This window comes from Mesorhizobium sp. 113-3-3 (assembly GCF_016756495.1).
Taxonomy (GTDB): Bacteria; Pseudomonadota; Alphaproteobacteria; order Rhizobiales; family Rhizobiaceae; genus Mesorhizobium.
The window spans coordinates 685,744-703,129 of sequence record NZ_AP023243.1; the positions used below are offsets into that span (position 1 = coordinate 685,744).

At 63.5% G+C, this 17,386-nt stretch carries 18 protein-coding genes; 9 read left to right on the forward strand and 9 right to left on the reverse strand.

The window, feature by feature from the left end; translation table 11 throughout:
- Nucleotides 1-36: 36 nt before the first annotated feature.
- Nucleotides 37-669: a TetR/AcrR family transcriptional regulator gene (locus JG746_RS03205; protein ID WP_202356856.1), complete on the reverse strand. Its 633-nt coding sequence runs from the start codon at nucleotides 667-669 to the stop codon at nucleotides 37-39.
- 103 nt (nucleotides 670-772) lie between these two features.
- Between JG746_RS03205 and JG746_RS03210 the strand changes: the two genes are divergently transcribed.
- On the forward strand, nucleotides 773-1,177 hold the full coding sequence (locus JG746_RS03210; RefSeq protein ID WP_202356857.1) for a VOC family protein: 405 nt from the start codon (nucleotides 773-775) through the stop codon (nucleotides 1,175-1,177).
- 188 nt (nucleotides 1,178-1,365) lie between these two features.
- Here the strand turns inward: JG746_RS03210 and JG746_RS03215 are convergent, their stop codons facing one another.
- Both JG746_RS03215 and phhA read right to left on the reverse strand, forming a co-directional pair.
- Nucleotides 1,366-2,670 carry an NAD(P)/FAD-dependent oxidoreductase gene (locus JG746_RS03215; protein WP_202356858.1) on the reverse strand — a complete coding sequence of 435 codons (1,305 nt, stop codon included), beginning with the start codon at nucleotides 2,668-2,670 and terminating at the stop codon, nucleotides 1,366-1,368.
- Nucleotides 2,671-2,930: 260 nt separating this feature from the next.
- Nucleotides 2,931-3,767, reverse strand: a complete 837-nt coding sequence (gene phhA / locus JG746_RS03220) for a phenylalanine 4-monooxygenase (RefSeq protein WP_202356859.1) — start codon at nucleotides 3,765-3,767, stop codon at nucleotides 2,931-2,933.
- Nucleotides 3,768-3,907: 140 nt separating this feature from the next.
- Here phhA and JG746_RS03225 point away from each other — a divergent pair, with 140 nt between their 5' ends.
- From JG746_RS03225 to JG746_RS03235, 3 genes are all read left to right on the forward strand, one after another.
- On the forward strand, nucleotides 3,908-4,384 hold the full coding sequence (locus tag JG746_RS03225) for an Lrp/AsnC family transcriptional regulator (RefSeq protein WP_095788497.1): 477 nt from the start codon (nucleotides 3,908-3,910) through the stop codon (nucleotides 4,382-4,384).
- A 112-nt stretch (nucleotides 4,385-4,496) separates the two neighbouring features.
- Nucleotides 4,497-6,044, forward strand: coding sequence for a magnesium-protoporphyrin IX monomethyl ester anaerobic oxidative cyclase (bchE, locus tag JG746_RS03230; protein ID WP_202356860.1), 1,548 nt, complete (start codon nucleotides 4,497-4,499; stop codon nucleotides 6,042-6,044).
- Between the two features lie 149 nt (nucleotides 6,045-6,193).
- Nucleotides 6,194-6,592, forward strand: a complete 399-nt coding sequence (locus JG746_RS03235; RefSeq protein WP_202356861.1) for a RidA family protein — start codon at nucleotides 6,194-6,196, stop codon at nucleotides 6,590-6,592.
- Between the two features lie 30 nt (nucleotides 6,593-6,622).
- Here JG746_RS03235 and argB read toward each other — a convergent pair whose 3' ends face one another.
- Both argB and JG746_RS03245 read right to left on the reverse strand, forming a co-directional pair.
- Complete coding sequence (gene argB, locus JG746_RS03240) at nucleotides 6,623-7,516, reverse strand: acetylglutamate kinase (RefSeq protein ID WP_056573602.1); 894 nt, start codon at nucleotides 7,514-7,516, stop codon at nucleotides 6,623-6,625.
- Between the two features lie 178 nt (nucleotides 7,517-7,694).
- Complete coding sequence (locus tag JG746_RS03245; protein ID WP_202356862.1) at nucleotides 7,695-9,191, reverse strand: amidase; 1,497 nt, start codon at nucleotides 9,189-9,191, stop codon at nucleotides 7,695-7,697.
- Between the two features lie 138 nt (nucleotides 9,192-9,329).
- Here JG746_RS03245 and JG746_RS03250 point away from each other — a divergent pair, with 138 nt between their 5' ends.
- The 4 genes from JG746_RS03250 to msrB all read left to right on the forward strand — a co-directional run bounded on the left by JG746_RS03250 (nucleotide 9,330) and on the right by msrB (nucleotide 12,089).
- Nucleotides 9,330-9,869 carry a sigma-70 family RNA polymerase sigma factor gene (locus JG746_RS03250; RefSeq protein WP_202356863.1) on the forward strand — a complete coding sequence of 180 codons (540 nt, stop codon included), beginning with the start codon at nucleotides 9,330-9,332 and terminating at the stop codon, nucleotides 9,867-9,869.
- Complete coding sequence (locus JG746_RS03255; RefSeq protein WP_202359248.1) at nucleotides 9,866-10,588, forward strand: anti-sigma factor; 723 nt, start codon at nucleotides 9,866-9,868, stop codon at nucleotides 10,586-10,588. The genes JG746_RS03250 and JG746_RS03255 overlap by 4 nt, the downstream gene beginning before the upstream one ends.
- A gap of 214 nt (nucleotides 10,589-10,802) precedes the next feature.
- On the forward strand, nucleotides 10,803-11,360 hold the full coding sequence (locus tag JG746_RS03260; protein ID WP_202356864.1) for a fasciclin domain-containing protein: 558 nt from the start codon (nucleotides 10,803-10,805) through the stop codon (nucleotides 11,358-11,360).
- Between the two features lie 225 nt (nucleotides 11,361-11,585).
- Nucleotides 11,586-12,089 (forward strand): peptide-methionine (R)-S-oxide reductase MsrB, encoded by a 504-nt coding sequence (gene msrB / locus JG746_RS03265; protein ID WP_202356865.1) that lies wholly within the window; start codon nucleotides 11,586-11,588, stop codon nucleotides 12,087-12,089.
- Between the two features lie 176 nt (nucleotides 12,090-12,265).
- On the opposite strand, the gene JG746_RS03270 is transcribed toward msrB, so the two are convergent.
- Together JG746_RS03270 and JG746_RS03275 are read right to left on the reverse strand one after the other, a co-directional pair.
- Entirely contained in the window at nucleotides 12,266-13,861 is a 1,596-nt protein-coding gene (locus tag JG746_RS03270) for a DHA2 family efflux MFS transporter permease subunit (protein WP_202356866.1), read from the reverse strand.
- Nucleotides 13,862-13,933: 72 nt separating this feature from the next.
- Nucleotides 13,934-15,121: an HlyD family secretion protein gene (locus JG746_RS03275; RefSeq protein ID WP_202356867.1), complete on the reverse strand. Its 1,188-nt coding sequence runs from the start codon at nucleotides 15,119-15,121 to the stop codon at nucleotides 13,934-13,936.
- 128 nt (nucleotides 15,122-15,249) lie between these two features.
- Here JG746_RS03275 and JG746_RS03280 point away from each other — a divergent pair, with 128 nt between their 5' ends.
- Nucleotides 15,250-15,984 carry a TetR/AcrR family transcriptional regulator gene (locus tag JG746_RS03280; RefSeq protein WP_202356868.1) on the forward strand — a complete coding sequence of 245 codons (735 nt, stop codon included), beginning with the start codon at nucleotides 15,250-15,252 and terminating at the stop codon, nucleotides 15,982-15,984.
- Nucleotides 15,985-16,082: 98 nt separating this feature from the next.
- Here JG746_RS03280 and yihA read toward each other — a convergent pair whose 3' ends face one another.
- Nucleotides 16,083-16,742: a ribosome biogenesis GTP-binding protein YihA/YsxC gene (gene yihA, locus JG746_RS03285; protein WP_202356869.1), complete on the reverse strand. Its 660-nt coding sequence runs from the start codon at nucleotides 16,740-16,742 to the stop codon at nucleotides 16,083-16,085.
- On the reverse strand, nucleotides 16,739-17,377 hold the full coding sequence (locus tag JG746_RS03290; RefSeq protein ID WP_202356870.1) for a CatB-related O-acetyltransferase: 639 nt from the start codon (nucleotides 17,375-17,377) through the stop codon (nucleotides 16,739-16,741). Before JG746_RS03290 ends, yihA begins: the two co-directional genes overlap by 4 nt.
- Nucleotides 17,378-17,386: the final 9 nt, after the last annotated feature.

The window sequence follows — 17,386 nt, forward strand, 5'->3', positions numbered from 1 at the left end:
TGGCGGCGCTGCTGCGCATGTCGGCAGGAAACGGGACTATTTCGGCTGGACTCCATAGGCGGCAAGAAACGCCTCCACCGAGGCATCCGCATGCCGTTCCAGCTCGGCCTTGGAGCGCCGGTTGCTTCCCGTGAACATGGCTTCATTCATCGGGATCCAGAGAAGCATTCCAAAAAGATGGCTGGCCGCCAGATGGGGGTCACTGGTTTGTATCAGTCCCCGATTGGTGAGTTTCTGAAAGCAGGACGCCGCCGAGTCGAGCATGCGCTCAAAGCCCTTTTCGTACCAACTGCGGCCAAGCTGCGGCATTCGATCCGCATTGGCGATGATCAGGCGCCGCAGCTTCAACAACTCCTCATCCATGAGAACGGCTATCAGACGCCGGGCTAGCTGCTGCAAGCCGCCTTCCATGAACTTCGCCTCGGAAAGCAGCGTCGTCACGGACTCGATGATGTCGTTGACCTGGGTGGCGGTCGACAGAACGACTTCGCCGAACAGGGTCTCCTTGTCGGTGAAATGCTTGTAGACGGTCTGCTTGGAAGCCCCCGCCTTGGTGGCGATTTCCTCCATGCTGGTCCCGTCATAACCCTTGCTGATGAACGCCGCCGTGGCCGCCTGGATGATTTCACGATCCTTGCGTGCCGATCTGGTCTCACCGTCGATTTCCATGGAATCCCCCTGTCCAGTACTAGACGGTACCGTTCCCGCATGATAGTCACGACCACAGTACTAGACTGACTAGTACCCGTCAACGAAGGCAAGGCTTAGACCGATGACCAAGATGATCTTCATAAATCTGCCGGTGCGCGATCTGCAGGCAGCGACCAATTTCTATCTCGCGATCGGGGGCACGCTGAACCCGCAGTTCTCGAACGACCAGGCCAGCTCGATCATGTTCTCCGATGCGATCGGAGTGATGTTGCTGACGCACCAGCATTACGGCCAGTTCACAACGCGCCAGATCGGCGACGCCAGGCGCGACAGCCAGATGCTGATCGCACTCACCGCCGGCAGCAAGGACGAAGTCAATGCCACGATCGAAAAGGGCGTGGCGGCAGGCGGCCGTGCCGATCCCAACCCCGCGCAGGACCTCGGCTTCATGTTCAACCGCCACATCGAAGACCCTGACGGCTACGTCTGGGAGTTCCTGTGGATGAACCCAGCCGCCATGCAATAGGCAGAACCAGGGCCTCCAAGGCGCGCCGCATCGAACCCGATTCATGCGACGCGCCGAAACACCGGAACGGATTTGCCGAGGCACCCCAGTCATAGGCCCCTACACCATTGCCGGGTCGAGCTACGGCTGGCCCTTGCGGCAGGCAGCGCGGCGGACAATCCCCGGATGGGAAAGCGTCAGCCGGCCGATCACGCCGCAATCGTCTCTTTGGCGGTGGCCTTGCGTTCCCGCCACCAGTCCTGCACCTGCAATTTCCAATAGATGAGTTGCGCGGCCGCAAGGCCCGCGGTGCCGCCTGCCCAGTTCAGTCCGAAGGGCGCGAACTGCCGGTAGCGATCCGAAACGCCCAGAATGCCTTCGGCGACGACTTTTCCCGCAATTGCCGTGGTGTTGAGGCCATGGCCTCCGAAAGCCGTGCAGTACCAGACGCCTTGCTGCAGCTCGCCAATCTGGGGCATCAGATGCCTGGCATATGACATCAGGCCCGACCAGGCCAATTCGGTCTTGAGGTCGGCAAGCTGCGGGTAGGTGCCAATCATCTCGCGGCGCAATTGCCGTGCCAGCGCGTCGGCGGAAGCGGCGCGCGTGGTGATGCGGCCGCCCCACAAAAGGCGATCGCCGCCCTCGATACGGCGATAATAGTCACCGGCGCGCCTGTCGTCGCCGACGGCATCGGTGGTGGCGATGGCTTGGGCGATGAGGCGGGGAGCCGCCTCGGAAACCATCACATAGGTCGCGATAGGCAGGAAGGCGCGGTGGAGCGGGCCGAATACCGGGCCGGTATAGCCGCCGGTCGCCAGCACGATCCGGGGTGCCCTAAGCGTGCCCTGCCTGGTGCGGAGCATTTTTTGCGACCCCGTCAAGTCGCACTGCACGACCTCGGCGCTTTCGTGAATCTCGCCGCCAAGCCGCTCGATCTCGTCGGCCAGGCAACGCAGATAGCTGAGCGGATGGATGTGAAAGGCGTTCGGGTCGCGCAGGCCCTGGTGATAGCGGGCGGATTTCAGCACAGATCGGACGTCTTCTCTGTCGAGATACTGGAGTTCATAATTGTGATCGCGGGCCATCTGCTCGGCATGGGCCTTCAGCCCATCACCGTCGTCGTAGCGCAAGACGCTGAGCAGGCCCGGACGCGGCATGGCGGCCGAGATTCCGAGCGTCTCTATGGTGTCGCGCACGAATTCGACGCCTTCGATCGACAGCCGGTACAAGTCGCGCCCCGCCTTCTCGCCGACGCGAGCGGCGATCTTGTCACCTCCCGTGGCAAAGCCGGGGGTGACGAAACCGCCATTGCGGCCGGAAGCGCCGAAACCGATGGACTGCGCTTCCAGCACAGCGACATGCAACCCCGCGCGCGCCAGCTGCAGCGCCGTCGTCAGCCCGGCCAGTCCGGCGCCTACGACGGCGACGTCACATTGCGCCTCGCCGTGCAGAGGAAGCCTCGTCTTATGATCAACAAGGGTGCGTGCGTAGTAAGTATCCGGATAGGCCATCGGCAACTTTTCGGTTCTTTGATGCGGTGAGCATCCGCCAGCTACCCCTGGGCGGCCGGCAATGACCTCACTTGGCATTTTGGTCCCTGCCGTACCACCTCGTGGTCAGCGCGGCGAGCCTGTCGTGCGCCTTCATTTCGGTGACGATGCCCGCGACCTTCAATGCCTTCGGTCGACCGGAATATCCAACCCACTACCACGTGAAGTCCCGGCGGCGGCGATCATTCCGCTGCCAGGACGTGGCGTCGCCCTGCAGCCAACTACACCGTCGCCGGATCGAGCGCCGGCTGGTTCTTGCGGCGCGCGACGATCGCCTCGAAATCAGCGGTCTGGAAAGCGTCGCGCAAGGCGTCGAAGGACGGCAGCACGAAATAGGCGCGCTGGAACTTGTCGATCTCGTAGCCGGTGCGCATCACCATTTCCAAGTCGAAAGGCACATGGTGGGCGTCCTTGCTCTCGACGGCGAATTGCAGTTCGGTGAAGGACGACATCAGGCCGGCGCCAAAGGCCTTCAGCGGCTGGCCGGCCTCCTGCATCAGGCCGTATTCGGCCGTGTACCAGTAGAGCCGTGTGATCATCTCGTCACCGCCGAGAGCGATGATGTCGCCGGCCTTCCTGCCATACATCTGCATGAAGTCGGCGAACACCGGCTGCGACAGCACCGGCACGTGGCCGAAGAAATCGTGGAACATGTCCGGCTCGACGATGTAGTCGAGCTCCTGCCTGGTGCGCAGCCAGTTGGTGACCGGGAAGCGGCGGTTGGCGAGATGGTCGAAGAAGGGGGCGGCGGGAATGAGGCCCGGCACGGCGACGATCTCCCAGCCGGTCAGCTTGCGCAGCTTGGCGCTGACCTCGTCGAAATCGGGAATGCGGTCGATGAGGCCGAGTTTTTCGATGCCGTCGAGATAGGAATGATGGGCGAGCTTGCGCGTCAATTTGGTCTGGCGGTCGCACAAAGTGCGCCACACCGCCTGCTCCTCGGCGCTGTAGTCATAGCCCTGCGCCACGGTGAAATCGGCACGGCAGACCGAATAGTCGCCGCGCAACCCCTGTGCCGCGCAGTCGCGGGCATATTCGGCAACGCTCATCGTCGTCATGGTTTTTCTCCTCGCAAATCGGCAATGGTAGACGTGCCCCGGAGGCTAACCGGATCTGGCGAGGCAATTCGGTTTTGATGATGGCTCGCCTGCAATAATCGGGATAATATTCACTCAAATTATGCCTCAGAGGAGTGAAAATGCCTCAATTCGACGATTTCGAGATCAAGATGCTCGATGTCTTGCAACGCGACGGGCGCAAGCCCGTCTCCGAGCTGGCGCAAGAGATCGGCCTGTCGACGACGCCCTGTGCGCGGCGCTTCGAAGCACTGCAGGATGCCGGCATCATCAAGGGCTTTGCCGCGGTCATCAGCCGCCGCGCGGTCGGCCTGATGGTCGAGGTGTTCATCCAGGTGCGCCTGGTCAGCCACAGCGACGGCTCGCCGGAGAAGTTCATCGCCGCGGTGCAGCGCATGGATGAGGTGTCGTCGTGCTGGACGATGACCGGCGACCACGACTTCCTGCTGCATGTGATGGTGCCGTCGGTCGACGAGCTCAACGCCTTCGTCATGCACCGGCTGATGCGGCTCGACGGCGTGCGCGACGTCCACACGCAGCTCGTGCTCCAGAACATCAAAGGCCCCGGCCACGTGCCGCTGGCGCATCTCAGGAAGTAGCGGCATCTCCAGCACTTCTGCGGAAAAGCTGCACGCAAACTGCTGAAGTGGGCCAATCGGGCGTCCACATCGCTGGCCAGCATATGCGGACCAACTCGCTCGGAGGTCCGCCATGAAAATCGTCCTGATCAATCCGCCGCACACCGCCATCGGCAGCCGCGTGCCGGACGATCATTTGCCGCCGCTCGGCCTGCTGGCCATCGGCGGCCCACTGATCGATGCCGGCCACGAGGTACGGCTCGTCGATGCCGAATTCGGGCCGATGCCGCTCGAGAAGGCGGTGCGCGACGCTCTGCATGACGTCCCGGACTTCGTCCTGATCGGCCATTCCGGCTCGACCTCGGCGCACCCGACCGCCTTGCTGATCGCCAAAATGATCAAGCAAAGCGCACCGGCGACGATCATCATTTATGGTGGCGTTTTCCCGACCTATCACTGGCGCGACATATTGGCGGGAACGGACGTCTTCGACTTCATCGTGTGCGGCGAGGGCGAGGCGACCGTGGTGGCGCTGGTCGAGGCGTTGGAAATGCACCAGCCGCCGGCGAGCGTGGCCGGCATCGCCTTTCGCGACGATCTGCGCCGTCCCTTCGCCACGCAGGCGGCCATGACCATTGCCGAGCTCGACGCCTACCGCGTCGGCTGGGAGCTGATCGACCACCGGCGCTACAGCTATTGGGGCGGCAAGCGCGCGGTGGTCATGCAGTTTTCGCGCGGCTGTCCGCATCTGTGCAACTATTGCGGCCAGCGCGGCTTCTGGACCCGCTGGCGGCATCGCGATCCCAAAAAGTTCGCACAGGAGATCGCCTGGCTGCACCGCGAACACGGCGTCGAACTGATCAACCTCGCCGACGAAAACCCGACCGTTTCGAAGAAGGCGTGGCGCGCCTTTCTCGACGCGCTGATCGCCGAGAACGTGCCGGTGCTGATCGTCGGTTCGACCCGTGCCGACGACATCGTGCGTGACGCCGACATCCTGCATCTCTACCGCAAGGCCGGTGTCATCCGCTGGCTGCTCGGCATGGAGAACACCGACGAGCAGACGCTGCAATTGATCCGCAAGGGCGGCAGCACCTCGTCCGACCGCGAAGCGATAAGGCTGTTGCGAAAGCACGGTATATTGTCGATGGCAACCTGGGTGGCCGGCTTCGAGGATGAGGGGTTTCGCGACCTGTGGCGCGGCTTTCGCCAGCTCATCGCCTACGACCCCGACCAGATCCAGGCGCTCTTTGTGACGCCGCATCGCTGGACGCCGTTCTTCCGCATCGCGCGCGACCGCAAGGTGATCCAGAAAGATGCCCGGCTGTGGGACTACAAGCACCAGGTGCTGCAGATGACGCGGCTGAAACCGTGGATGCTGTTCTTCAGCGTCAAGCTCATCGAACTTGCCGTGCAGTCGCGGCCGAAGGCGCTGGCGCGCATCCTGTTCCACCCCGACCCCGAGCAGCGGCATTCGATGCGCTGGTACACGAAAATGGGCCGCCGGGTCTGGTTTCGCGAGGTCTGGGGCTTTCTCGCCCGCGAGGGCAGGGTGAAGGACGGGCCGACGCTCGCCGAGTTCTGGGGCGTGCCGCAGGACGCGGAAGAGGAATCGATGACCGTCGCACGTCCGCCGCGCAAGCCGGCCGAAGCCGCAGTCGCGATTTCGCCGGGAGCCTGACCGGCTCTCATCATCTCACAAAAATACGCGGCGTATGCATATTGACATACGCCGCGTATGCACCCACATCCGGCATACGGGGCGTATGTAAATTGGGCAGGCCGCGATCGTCGAGAGATCGGGCCTGCCTTTGTTTGAATGGAGTGAAAATGACCAAACGCGACGCAATCTTCCCCGCCGGCCGGCAGGCTCTCTACGACATCAACCGCTATTCGGCGGCGATCCGCTCGGGGGACCTTCTGTTCGTCTCCGGCCAGGTCGGCAGCCGCGAGGACGGCTCACCCGAGCCCGTCTTCGAAAAGCAGGTCCAGCTTGCCTTCGACAATCTCGCGGCCGTGCTGAAGGCCGCCGGCTGCACGTTCGACGACATTGTCGACGTCACCACGTTCCACACCGATCCCGCCGCGCAGTGGCAGGCGATCGACGCCGTCCGCCTGAAAGTGTTCGGCGAACCGCCCTATACGAACTGGACCGCGGTGGGCGTCAACTGGCTGGCCGGCTTCGACTTCGAGATAAAGGTCATCGCGCGCATCCCTGAGCCCGCCTGATCAGCCGGCTGTGGCGACGTACGCGTCGCCTCAGGGCACGATCAGCGTGCCGGCGCCGTGTTCGGTGAAGAGTTCGAGCAGCACCGAATGCGGCGTCTTGCCGTTGAGGATGACGACGCCTTCGACGCCGCGCTCGATCGCCTCGATGCAGGTCTCGACCTTGGGGATCATGCCGCCCGAGACCGTGCCGTCCTTGATCAGCGCCCTGGCCTCGGCGACCGTCAGCTCGTCGATCAGCTTCTTGTTCTTGTCGAGCACGCCCGGCACGTCGGTCAGGAACAAAAGGCGCGAGGCCTTGCAGGCGCCGGCAATGGCGCCGGCGAAAGTGTCGGCGTTGATGTTGTAAGTGTGGCCGTCGCGGCCGGGCGCGACAGGCGCCAGCACCGGGATCATTTCGGAACGCGCCAGGAGGTCGAGCAGCGTGCGGTCGACCTCGACCGGCTCGCCGACAAAGCCGAGATCGAGCACGCGCTCGATGTTGGAATCGGGGTCGATCATGGTCTTGCGCGCCTTTTCGGCGAACACCATGTTGCCGTCCTTGCCGCAGAGGCCGATCGCCCATTCGCCTTCGGCGTTGATGAGCGCGACGATCTCCTTGTTGATCGAGCCGGCCAGCACCATCTCGACGATCTCGACCGTCTTCTGGTCGGTGACGCGCAGCCCACCCTCGAACTTGGACTCGATGCCCATCTTGGTCAGCATGGCACCGATCTGCGGCCCGCCGCCATGAACGACGATCGGGTTGACGCCGGACTGCTTCAGCAGCGCGATGTCGCGGGCGAAGGCCTTGCCAAGCTCGATGTCGCCCATGGCGTGGCCGCCATACTTCACCACGACGGTCTTGTGTTCGTAGCGCTGCATGTAAGGCAATGCGCGTGACAGCAGGGCGGCCTGCATTTCGGCGGTGGCGGCGATGTCCGTCATCGGGCGGTTCCCTGGCTTTTTAGTTTATGCATGTCTTAGTTTATGCATGTCGTTGCCCCAAAACCGCTGGACACTTTTGGGCGACAAGCATCAGGTAAAGACGGCGGCGTCTTAGCGGGAATTGGCGCGGGGGGCAAATGGCATTGCTGTCATATTCGCCGCGTTCACGGCCTCGTCATCATGACGGCACCATCAGCGGCGCCCGCCGTTTCAGCCAGCCCGAAATCTTCTCCATCTGCGCGGCGAAGGACAAAAGCGTCTCCTCGTCGCCCGGACGGCCTGCGGCCTGGATGCCGAGCGGCAGGCCGGCGTCGGTGACATGGACGGGCAGCGCGATCGACGGCTGGCCGCTGACATTGTGGATCGCCGGCCAGTGCGTGAACAGAAGGCTCTTGTCCATCAGCTGGCCGAACAGCGGCTTCAATTTCAGCAAGGGCGTCAGATGAAGCTTGTCGAGCAGGTTTTCGACCAGCTCGTCGGCGCCTTTCGGATCCATGGCGCCACAGGGGAGCGGCGGGTGCGCGATGACAGGCATCAGCACGGCGTCATACTGCGCCGTTTCCTCGATCATCCGGCGCGAGGCGGCGTGCAGCCGCTGCAGTGCGGCATAGATCTCGCCGGCCGAGACCATTTCGCCCAACCGGCCGAGGATCCGCGTGGTGCGCTCGACGTCGCCGGTCACGGGACGGCCGACGCGCAGCGTTTCGGCCCGCAGCATGCCGGCGACGGCCGAAGCAACCGTCCTGCAGAAATCCGCGAGGAAATCGCGGCCGATGAAGGGCAGGTCGATCTCCTCGACCGTATGGCCGCCCTCGCGCGCCAGCGCCACCGCGGTGTCCAGCGCCTTCATCGTCTCGGCCGAGATCGGCAGGCCAAGCGGCGACTTGCGGTAGACGGCGAGCCTGAGCTTGCCGGGATCGCGCGCGGCGGCGGCGGCAAACGTGCCCTTCGGCTGACGTGCGGCATAGGGCGACAGCGGATCGGGACCGTGGGTGAGATCGAGCAGCAACGCGCTATCGCGCACCGAGCGGGTGACGGCATGGTCGACCACCATGCCGTACCAGCTTTCGCTGACCAGCGGCGTCAGCGGGACGCGACCGCGCGAGGTCTTGAGGCCGACCAGGCCCGTGCATGCGGAAGGCACGCGGATCGAGCCGCCGCCATCGGAGGCATGCGCCACCGGCACCACGCCGGCAGCGACCAGGGCCGCCGCACCACCCGACGAGCCGCCGCTGGTGTGGCCGGTGTTCCAGGGATTGCGAGTAATGCCGAAGGCCTTGGATTCGGTCATCAGCCGCAGGCCGTATTCCGGCGATGTCGAGGTGACGATCGGGATCAGCCCGGCGGCGAGATAGCGTTCGGTCATCACCGAATTGACGTCGGGCACCGAGGCCGGAATGCGGCTGCCGCCATGCGAGGGCACGCCCTTGATGGCGATGCCGAGATCCTTGATGGCGAAGGGCACGCCGGCCAGCGGCAGCGAGCGGTCCATGGTTTTTGCCCGCGCCCGCGCGGCGTCGTAGAGCGGCTCGGCCGTGGCATTGATTTCTGGCCTTGTGGCCTCGGCGCGCGCGATCGCCGCGTCGGTCAGCTCGATCGCCGAAAGTTCGCCCTTGCGCACCAGGCCGGCGAGGCCGGTCGCGTCTTCTTCCCACAACAGCCGTTCGACCGACATCGGCGCTTCCCCATTGCCGCCAAGCTAGCCAGCGGCTGATCCCTTGGCAATCGAAGCCTGCGCCAGGACACCGGGACTTTAGGTGGACGGAATATTTCCGCCGTTGCAAATACAACGCAATCGCCTAACTTGGCGCGCATGACGCCGCAGGACATCACCAAGCTGATCGTCCGGACTTCGATGAAGGATCGGGCCGCGTTCGATCTGCTCTACCGGCAGACCAGCGCGAAACTTTTCGGCGTATGCCTTCGTGTATTGAACGACCGGGGAGATGCTGAAGAAGCGCTGCAGGAAGTCTTCGTCAAGATATGGACGAAGGCGGATCGTTTCGCCGTCTCCGATCTCAGCCCGATCTCCTGGCTGGCGGCAATCGCCCGCAACCACGCGATCGATCGCGTCAGGGCGCGGCGCAAGCCTGCCGCCGATATCGATGCCGCGCTCGACGTGGCCGATCCGGCACCGGGACCTGAAGCGATGGTGGTGGCGGGCGACGAATCCGAGCGCATCCACCATTGTCTAGAGGAGCTGGAGAAGGACCGGGCGGCGGCCGTTCGGGGCGCTTATCTCAAGGGCGAAAGCTATGCCGAGCTGGCGGAGCGCCACGGCGTGCCGCTGAACACGATGCGTACCTGGCTGCGCCGCAGCCTGATGAAACTTAGAGAATGTCTGGAAAGATGACACTGGCAGAGGACAATGGACCGGAACGTGGAGGCGACGACCTGTTCGCCGCCGAATACGTTCTCGGCGTTCTGCCGGTGGAAGAGCGGCAGATCGCATCCAGGCGCATCGACACCGAGACCGATTTCGCGCGGCTCGTCGATGGCTGGGAGGTTCACCTCTCGCCGCTGGCCGCCGGCTATGCGGAGGTCGAGCCGCCGGCCTCGGTGAAGGCGGCTGTCGATCGCCGGCTGTTCTCGAGCACCGCTCAAACCTCTGCCGCACCAAGCGGCGGAATTTGGTCCAGCCTCGCCTTCTGGCGCGGCCTCGCCGTCGCGGCTGTCGCTGCCCTGGCTCTCTACGTCGTCGTGCCTTATGTCAATCGGCCGGCTGAACAGCCGCAGGCGCGGCTTGTCGCCTCGCTGGCCGCCAACGGCAGCGATGTAAAATATCTCGCCGTCTATGATTCCGAGCGGCATGACGTCAGCCTTTCGCACGTTTCCGGCACGCTCGCTTCCGGCAAGGACTTCGAACTTTGGATGATCGAGGGCAAGAACGCTCCGGTCTCGATGGGCGTCATCCCGGCCGGCCCGACCGTGCATATCGGGGTCTCGCCCGCCACGCAGCAGAAGCTCGCCCAGGGCGCGGTGCTGGCCGTCAGCCTGGAGCCTTCAGGCGGTTCGCCGACCGGGCAGCCGACCGGACCGGTGGTTGCCGCTGGCGACCTCAAGGGCATCTGACCTGCGTCTCTTTCGTTGCCAGAATAATTCCAATCTATCTTGCGTTTCGTATGTCTAAAATGAGACGCGGGCCGGCAAGCCATTATGCCGGGCAAATCTGTTTGCCAGAGCGAAAACTTCAAAAATCCAAAATAGTCTGAAACTTGTGCATTTGTGTTCCGTATCTCCTCGCGTCCCCAAAAATGGGAAGAGAAACCCGAGGAGTTTGAACATCATGCGTAGATACGCCACCCTTTTGCTTGCCGGTACGATCGCCGTTTCCGCGCTTGCCACCGTTGCCTATGCCGAAAACCCGATGGTCGGCGGTGCCGCCATGTATGCCCAGAAGAACATCGTCGAGAACGCCGTCAATTCGAAGGACCACACGACGCTCGTCGCCGCGGTCAAGGCGGCCGGCCTGGTCGACACGCTGCAGGGCGCCGGCCCGTTCACCGTCTTCGCGCCGACCAACGAGGCCTTCGCGGCACTGCCGGCCGGCACGGTCGACACGCTGCTCAAGCCTGAGAACAAGGACAAGCTGACCAAGATCCTGACCTGCCATGTCATCGGCGCCAAGGCGATGGCGGCGGACGTGGCTTCGATGGCCAAGGCCGACGGCGGTACGCACAAGGTCAAGACCGTCGGCGGCTGCGAGCTGTCGCTCAAGGCCGAGGGCGGCAAGGTCACCGTCACCGACGAGAACGGCAATGTCGCCAATGTGACGATCGCCGATGTCGAGCAGTCCAACGGCGTCATCCACGTCATCGACAAGGTTCTGCTCCCGAAGATGTGATCGGCCCTGGAATGTAACAAAGGGCTTGCAGCGCCGAACCTGCAGCAAGAGCCCTCCGTCGATTGCATCGTCCCGCTCCCGTGACCTGCAGACGACACGCGTGCTCCGCGCCGCCCACGGTCAACCGTGGACCGGCGCGGAGTGTCGTTTGAGGGCAACCGTCACGGCTTTTGATTTCTGCGTGGCGGTATAGTTTGGCAAAAGGAACAACCGGAGGAACTGGTCATGAACCGTCGCGACTTTCTCTTGAGCGGCGCCGCCGCTATCGGCGTCATCGGGGCCGCGGCGACCCTGCTGCGCATGGGCGGTCCGCAGCCCGCGCTGGCCGCCGAGAAATTCGAGATCACCAAGACCGACGACGAATGGAAAGCCATCCTGTCGCCGGCCGCCTTCGACGTGCTGCGCAAGCAAGGCACGGAGTATCCCGGCACCAGCCCGCTGCTCAACGAGCACCGCAAGGGCACCTTCGCCTGCGCCGGCTGTGACCTGCCGGTCTATCCCTCGGAGACGAAATTCGATTCCGGCACCGGCTGGCCGAGCTTCTGGCAAGAGATCGCCAACGGCATCGGCAAGACCGAGGACCGCTCGCTCGGCATGACCCGCACCGAGGTGCATTGCCGCCGCTGCGGCGGCCATCTCGGCCATGTCTTCGACGACGGTCCGGCGCCGACCGGCCTGCGCCACTGCATCAACGGCGTGGCGCTGACCTTCAAGCCCGCCACGGCCTGACGGCTTTGCTCCGCACAACGAAAAACTCCGGGCTTTGCGGCCCGGAGTTTTTTGCGCGGTCAGAGCTTTTCGGGCGTGGACTGGAGGAGCTTCCCGAAACCGCTGCCACGTCTGGTGCTTTTTTGCTTTGAGGCAACTCCGGACGGAAAACCGCTTCACACTTTTCCTGGAATTGCTTAGTGCCCGCCGCCTCCACCACCACCGGGCGCGGCCGGCTTGTTGATCAGCATGGTGAACAGGCCGAGCGTCGCGAACAGCACCGTCAGCATGTAGAATACGTCCATGAAAGACAGCAGCGCCGCCTGCTGCTGGACCATGCCCGACAGCTTGGAGATCGCCGCACTGGTGGCATCGAGACCCGTGACCTGCTCGAAATTGAGCGTCATGTTCTGCAGCTTGGTCTGCGCGGCGGCACTGCCCCACTGCACATGCTCGGCGAGCCTGGCGTAGTGGAAGGCGTTGCGGTCGATCAGCACGGTGTTGATGAGGGCAAGGCCGACCGCGCCGCCGAGGTTGCGGGTGAGGTTGAACAGGCCGGACGCATTCTTCAGCCTGTCGGGCGGCAAGGTGCCGAGCGCGATGTTGTTGATCGGCACCATGCACAGCATCATCGAACAGCCGCGCAGGATCTGCGGGATGAGCAGTTCGTAGAAATCCCAGTCCGCGGTCAGATGCGTCATCCACCAGGTGCCGGTGGCGAAGCCGAAGAAGCCGATCATCATCATCAGCCGCAAATCCATCTTGCTCGACAGGATGCCGGAGATCGGCGCGGTGACGAACATCGCCAGGCCGCTGACGAACAGCGCCTCGCCGATCATCATCGAATCGTAGCCACGGATGCGGCCGAGGAAGACCGGGTAGAGATAGGTCAGACCGTAGAGGCCGATGCCGATGACGAAGGAAAACAGCGAGCCGAAGGCGAAGTTGACGTTGCTGAAGGCCCTGAGATCGACGATCGGCTCCTCGGCGGTGAAGACGCGCCAGAAGAAGATCACCGCGCCGATGCTCATGACGATGGCGCAGATGAACACGCCCTGGTCCTGCAGCCAGTCATTGTTCGGACCTTCCTCCAGCACATATTCCATGCAGCCGAGGAAGGCCGCCATGCCGGCGAGGCCCCACCAGTCGAACTTGTTGAACAGCTTGAGGTTGGGCTTGTCGAAATCGATCAGCGACCAGGCGGCGGTCGCCACCAGTATGCCCGGCACGACATTGACCAGGAACAGCCAGTGCCATGAAAAGGCGTGGCTGATATAGCCGCCGACGGTCGGGCCGATGGTCGGCGCCAGCGTCGCCACCAGGCCGATCATCGGCGAGACGATGGCGCGCTTGGAGGGCGGGAAGATGGTGAAGGCCGCGGCAAAGACGCTGGGGATCATGCCGCCGCCGATGAAGCCCTGCACGGCGCGGTAGACGATCATCTGGTCGATGTTGGTGGCGGTCGCGGCAAGGGCGCTGGCCGCGGTGAAGCCGGCGGCGGCGATGGTGAATAGGACGCGCGTCGACAGCATGCGGCTGAGGAAGCCCGACAGCGGGATCATGACCACCTCGGCGATCAGATAGGCCGTCTGCACCCACGGAATTTCATCGGAGCTGGCGCTGAGGCCCGCCTGGATCTCGGCGAGCGAGGCCGACACGATCTGGATGTCCAGGATCGCCATGAACATGCCGAACACCATCGCCAGGAAAGCGATGACGCGGCGTGTGGAAATGGTGTCAGGGACCGCCGGTCTTGCTGGCGGCGATCCTGCGGTGATGGTTGCGGTTGCCATTTCACGGGCCTCCTTGAGGCCGGCCGGGCGGCCCGGCGCTTCATCAGCCGCCGAGCCACCCTCCGAAAGCGCTTAGTTGGTGGTGGCGGCAGGCGCGGTGCGGCTGTCGACGTTGACGACAACGCTCAGGCCAGCACGCAGCTTGCCGGTCTTCAGGGCATCGGCCGGGACGTCGATGCGGACCGGAACGCGCTGCACAACCTTGGTGAAGTTGCCGGTGGCATTTTCAGGCGGCAACAGCGAGAAGACCGCGCCTGACGCCGGAGCGAGCGACGAGACGGTGCCCTGGATGGGGTGGCCGTCGATGGCGTCGACCGAGATGTTGACCTTCTCGCCGGGAACCAGCCGGGCAAGCTGCGTCTCCTTGAAGTTGGCGACGATGTAGAGCTTGTCCAACGGCACGACCACGGCGAGCTTCTGGCCGGGGCTGACAAGGTCGCCCTGTTCGACCGAGCGGTTGCCGACGACGCCGTCATAAGGCGCCTTGAGCACTGTAAAGGAAAGGTCGCGTGCGGCCTTGTCGCGGCCGAGCTGCAGCGAAGCAAGCGTGCTCGCCGACTCGGCGCGCTGCGCCTCGAACACGCCGATATTGGCCTGTGCGGCGGCGATCTGCGCATCGGCGCCAACCAGCGCTGCATTGGCCTGGTCGAGCGCGGTCTGCGCGTCGTCCAGTTGCGCCTGCGTGCCGACATGCGTCTTGACCAGCTGCGCGGCACGCTGCTGGGCACGGGCGGCATTGTCGGCAGCCGCCTGGTCGGCGACCTTCTGCGCCTGGGCCTGCTGCAGGGAAGCCTGCGCGGCCTTGGTCTGCGCATCGATGCGGTCGAGCGTCTTGGACAATGTGGCGATCTGCGCCTCGGCCTGGGCAACGGCGATCTTGTAGTCGCCATCGTCGATCGTCAGCAGCGGATCGCCGGCCTTGACGTGCTGGTTCTCGCTGACCTTGACCTGGTCGACATAGCCGGAGATCTTCGGCGAAACGAACGCCATGTCGGCCTGGACATAGGCATCGTCCGTCGAGATCATGAAACGGCCCGTGGTCCAGTAGTCGTAGCCATACCAGGCGCCGCCGCTCAGAAGGGCAAGGCCGATGATCGGCAGCAGGAAGGAGCGCACCGAACGCTTCTTCTTGGCCGGAGCTTCAGCCGCCGGCGGCGGTGCGACGGGGTGGACGGGAATTTCGGGTGCTTCCGTCGCCGGAGCGACCTTGGCGTTGGGGAAGGGGCGGACTTCGGCAGTGGTGGGCGCGTTCGAGGACATGACATCTCTCTAAAGTAATAATACTGAACCGTTCGGTTCGATCTGGCCGTTGACATAGCGTGAAAAGAGGACCATATCAAGAGGCAATCGAACCGGTTGGTTCGAATTATTTTCGAGGTGTGACTTTAATGGCCGAGACAACGCCTGACGTCGAAACCGACAACTGCAACGACTTGCTGGAAAGCCTGCGCCGCGGGCGGCCGGCGGCAGGACAGGATCCGGTCAAGCGCAGCCAGATCATCGAAGGCGCCCGCCGTGTCTTCATAGACAAGGGCTTCGAGGCCGCTTCGATGAACGACATCACGCGCGAAGCCGGCGTGTCGAAAGGCACAATCTATGTTTACTTCGCCAACAAGGAAGAGCTGTTCGAAGCGCTGATCGAGGAAGAGCGCGGCACCATCTTCAAGAACATGTACGACATGCTGGACCGCGCCGACGATCTGCGCCAGACGCTGGTGAAGTTCGGCAAGGTGCTGTCCATGAAGATCACCTCGGCCAGGGTGATCCAGGCGCAGCGCACGGTGATCGGCGCGTCCGACAGGATCCCCGATATGGGCGCGCGGTTTTACGAACGCGGCCCCAAACGTGGCCATGACAAGGTGGTGGAGTTCCTCAATGCCGCCATCGAACGCGGCATGCTCAAGATCGACGATGTCGATCTTGCCGCCTACCAGTTCACCGAACTGTGCCTGGCCGGCCTCTTCCGGCAGTGCATCTTCGCCTACCGCACCAAGGCTCCGAGCCAGGAAGAGATCGACCACATCGTCAGGTCGGGCGTCGACATCTTCCTGAAGGCTTACGGCACCGAAAGGCTGGCGGAGGAAGAACGCCACCAGATGATTGCGCTGGAGGCAAAGGCCTAGGGCGTTTCACCGTTTCGTGGAAACGGCGAACCGTTCTATCTCTTTGTCGTGACGCAATTCCCAACGGAAAACGCTACGCGCTTTTTCCTGGAATTGCTTTAGCCGCCATTGGCTGCAAGCACGATCGCGGCCTGCAACTCCTCCAGCCCCTCGCCCTTTTCCGACGACGTCGCCAGAACGAACGGAAACGCCGCCGGCCGCTTCTTGATCTTTTGCAGCGTCTCCTCGATCAGCCGCGGCACTCCGGCGACCTTGATCTTGTCGGTCTTGGTCAGCACGATCTGGTAGGACACCGCCGCCTTGTCGAGCAGCGACAGCACCTCCTCGTCCTTGGTCTTGATGCCGTGGCGGGCGTCGATCAGCACATAGACCCGCTTCAGCGTCACCCGGCCCTTGAGATAGTCGAAGACAAGTTTGGTCCACTCGTCGACCTTCTCCTTGGGCGCGGTGGCGTAGCCGTAGCCCGGCATGTCGACCAGCGCCATCGGCGGCAGGTCGGCGCCCTCGCCCGAAAATCCGCCCGGCACGAAATAGTTGAGTTCCTGCGTGCGCCCCGGCGTGTTGGAGGTGCGCGCCAGCCCCTTCTGGTTGACCAGCGCGTTGATCAGCGACGACTTGCCGACATTGGAGCGGCCGGCAAAGGCAATTTCCGGCGGCCCTTCCGGCGGCAGGAACTTCATGGCGGGCACGCCGCGGATGAAGATCCACCCGCGCGTGAACAGGTCGGTGGTGATCACAGTGCTGTTCAGAGCGTTCAAGCTGCTGCCTCCAGAAGAGAGATATTGGCGCCCCTGATGGCATCGAGGTTGCGGCCGATCTTGTCCACCGGCCAGTGCCACCATGCCAGTGCCAGCAGCCGCCTGATCGTCCTGTCGTCGAAACGCATCTTCACCACCTTGGCCGCGTTGCCGGCGACAGTGGCATAGGGCGGCACATCGTGCGTCACCACGGATTTGGCGGCGATGATGGCGCCATGGCCGATTTCCACGCCGGGCAGGATAACCGCTTCCATGCCGATCCAGACATCGCTGCCGACCACCGTGTCGCCGCGCACCTCCTTCGACCATGTCGCCGGGTCGAACCCCTTTTCCCAGCCATGGCCGAAAATGTTGAACGGATAGGTGGAAAACCCGGACATGGCGTGGTTGGCGCCGTTCATGATGAAGCGCGCGCCTTCGGCGATGGCGCAGAACTTGCCGATGATGAGCTTGTCGCCGATGAAGGGATAGTGGTGCAGCACGCATTTCTGCGCGAATTTGTCCGGGCCGTCCGGGTCGTCATAATAGGTGAAGTCGCCGATCTCGATGTTCGGCTCCGTCACCAGCGGTTTCAGGAAGCCGACGCGCGTGTGCATCGGGATCGGGTGCTTGATATCGGGGTTGGGTCCGTCCATGTCGGTTCG

Excerpts from the sequence above, each read along its gene's own strand:
- JG746_RS03205 (WP_202356856.1), bottom strand. The coding sequence starts at position 669 with ATGGAAATCGACGGTGAGACCAGATCGGCACGCAAGGATCGTGAAATC.
- JG746_RS03210 (WP_202356857.1), top strand. The coding sequence starts at position 773 with ATGACCAAGATGATCTTCATAAATCTGCCGGTGCGCGATCTGCAGGCA.
- JG746_RS03215 (WP_202356858.1), bottom strand. The coding sequence starts at position 2,670 with ATGGCCTATCCGGATACTTACTACGCACGCACCCTTGTTGATCATAAG.
- phhA (WP_202356859.1), bottom strand. The coding sequence starts at position 3,767 with ATGACGACGATGAGCGTTGCCGAATATGCCCGCGACTGCGCGGCACAG.
- JG746_RS03225 (WP_095788497.1), top strand. The coding sequence starts at position 3,908 with ATGCCTCAATTCGACGATTTCGAGATCAAGATGCTCGATGTCTTGCAA.
- bchE (WP_202356860.1), top strand. The coding sequence starts at position 4,497 with ATGAAAATCGTCCTGATCAATCCGCCGCACACCGCCATCGGCAGCCGC.
- JG746_RS03235 (WP_202356861.1), top strand. The coding sequence starts at position 6,194 with ATGACCAAACGCGACGCAATCTTCCCCGCCGGCCGGCAGGCTCTCTAC.
- argB (WP_056573602.1), bottom strand. The coding sequence starts at position 7,516 with ATGACGGACATCGCCGCCACCGCCGAAATGCAGGCCGCCCTGCTGTCA.
- JG746_RS03245 (WP_202356862.1), bottom strand. The coding sequence starts at position 9,191 with ATGTCGGTCGAACGGCTGTTGTGGGAAGAAGACGCGACCGGCCTCGCC.
- JG746_RS03250 (WP_202356863.1), top strand. The coding sequence starts at position 9,330 with ATGACGCCGCAGGACATCACCAAGCTGATCGTCCGGACTTCGATGAAG.
- JG746_RS03255 (WP_202359248.1), top strand. The coding sequence starts at position 9,866 with ATGACACTGGCAGAGGACAATGGACCGGAACGTGGAGGCGACGACCTG.
- JG746_RS03260 (WP_202356864.1), top strand. The coding sequence starts at position 10,803 with ATGCGTAGATACGCCACCCTTTTGCTTGCCGGTACGATCGCCGTTTCC.
- msrB (WP_202356865.1), top strand. The coding sequence starts at position 11,586 with ATGAACCGTCGCGACTTTCTCTTGAGCGGCGCCGCCGCTATCGGCGTC.
- JG746_RS03270 (WP_202356866.1), bottom strand. The coding sequence starts at position 13,861 with ATGGCAACCGCAACCATCACCGCAGGATCGCCGCCAGCAAGACCGGCG.
- JG746_RS03275 (WP_202356867.1), bottom strand. The coding sequence starts at position 15,121 with ATGTCCTCGAACGCGCCCACCACTGCCGAAGTCCGCCCCTTCCCCAAC.
- JG746_RS03280 (WP_202356868.1), top strand. The coding sequence starts at position 15,250 with ATGGCCGAGACAACGCCTGACGTCGAAACCGACAACTGCAACGACTTG.
- JG746_RS03290 (WP_202356870.1), bottom strand. The coding sequence starts at position 17,377 with ATGGACGGACCCAACCCCGATATCAAGCACCCGATCCCGATGCACACG.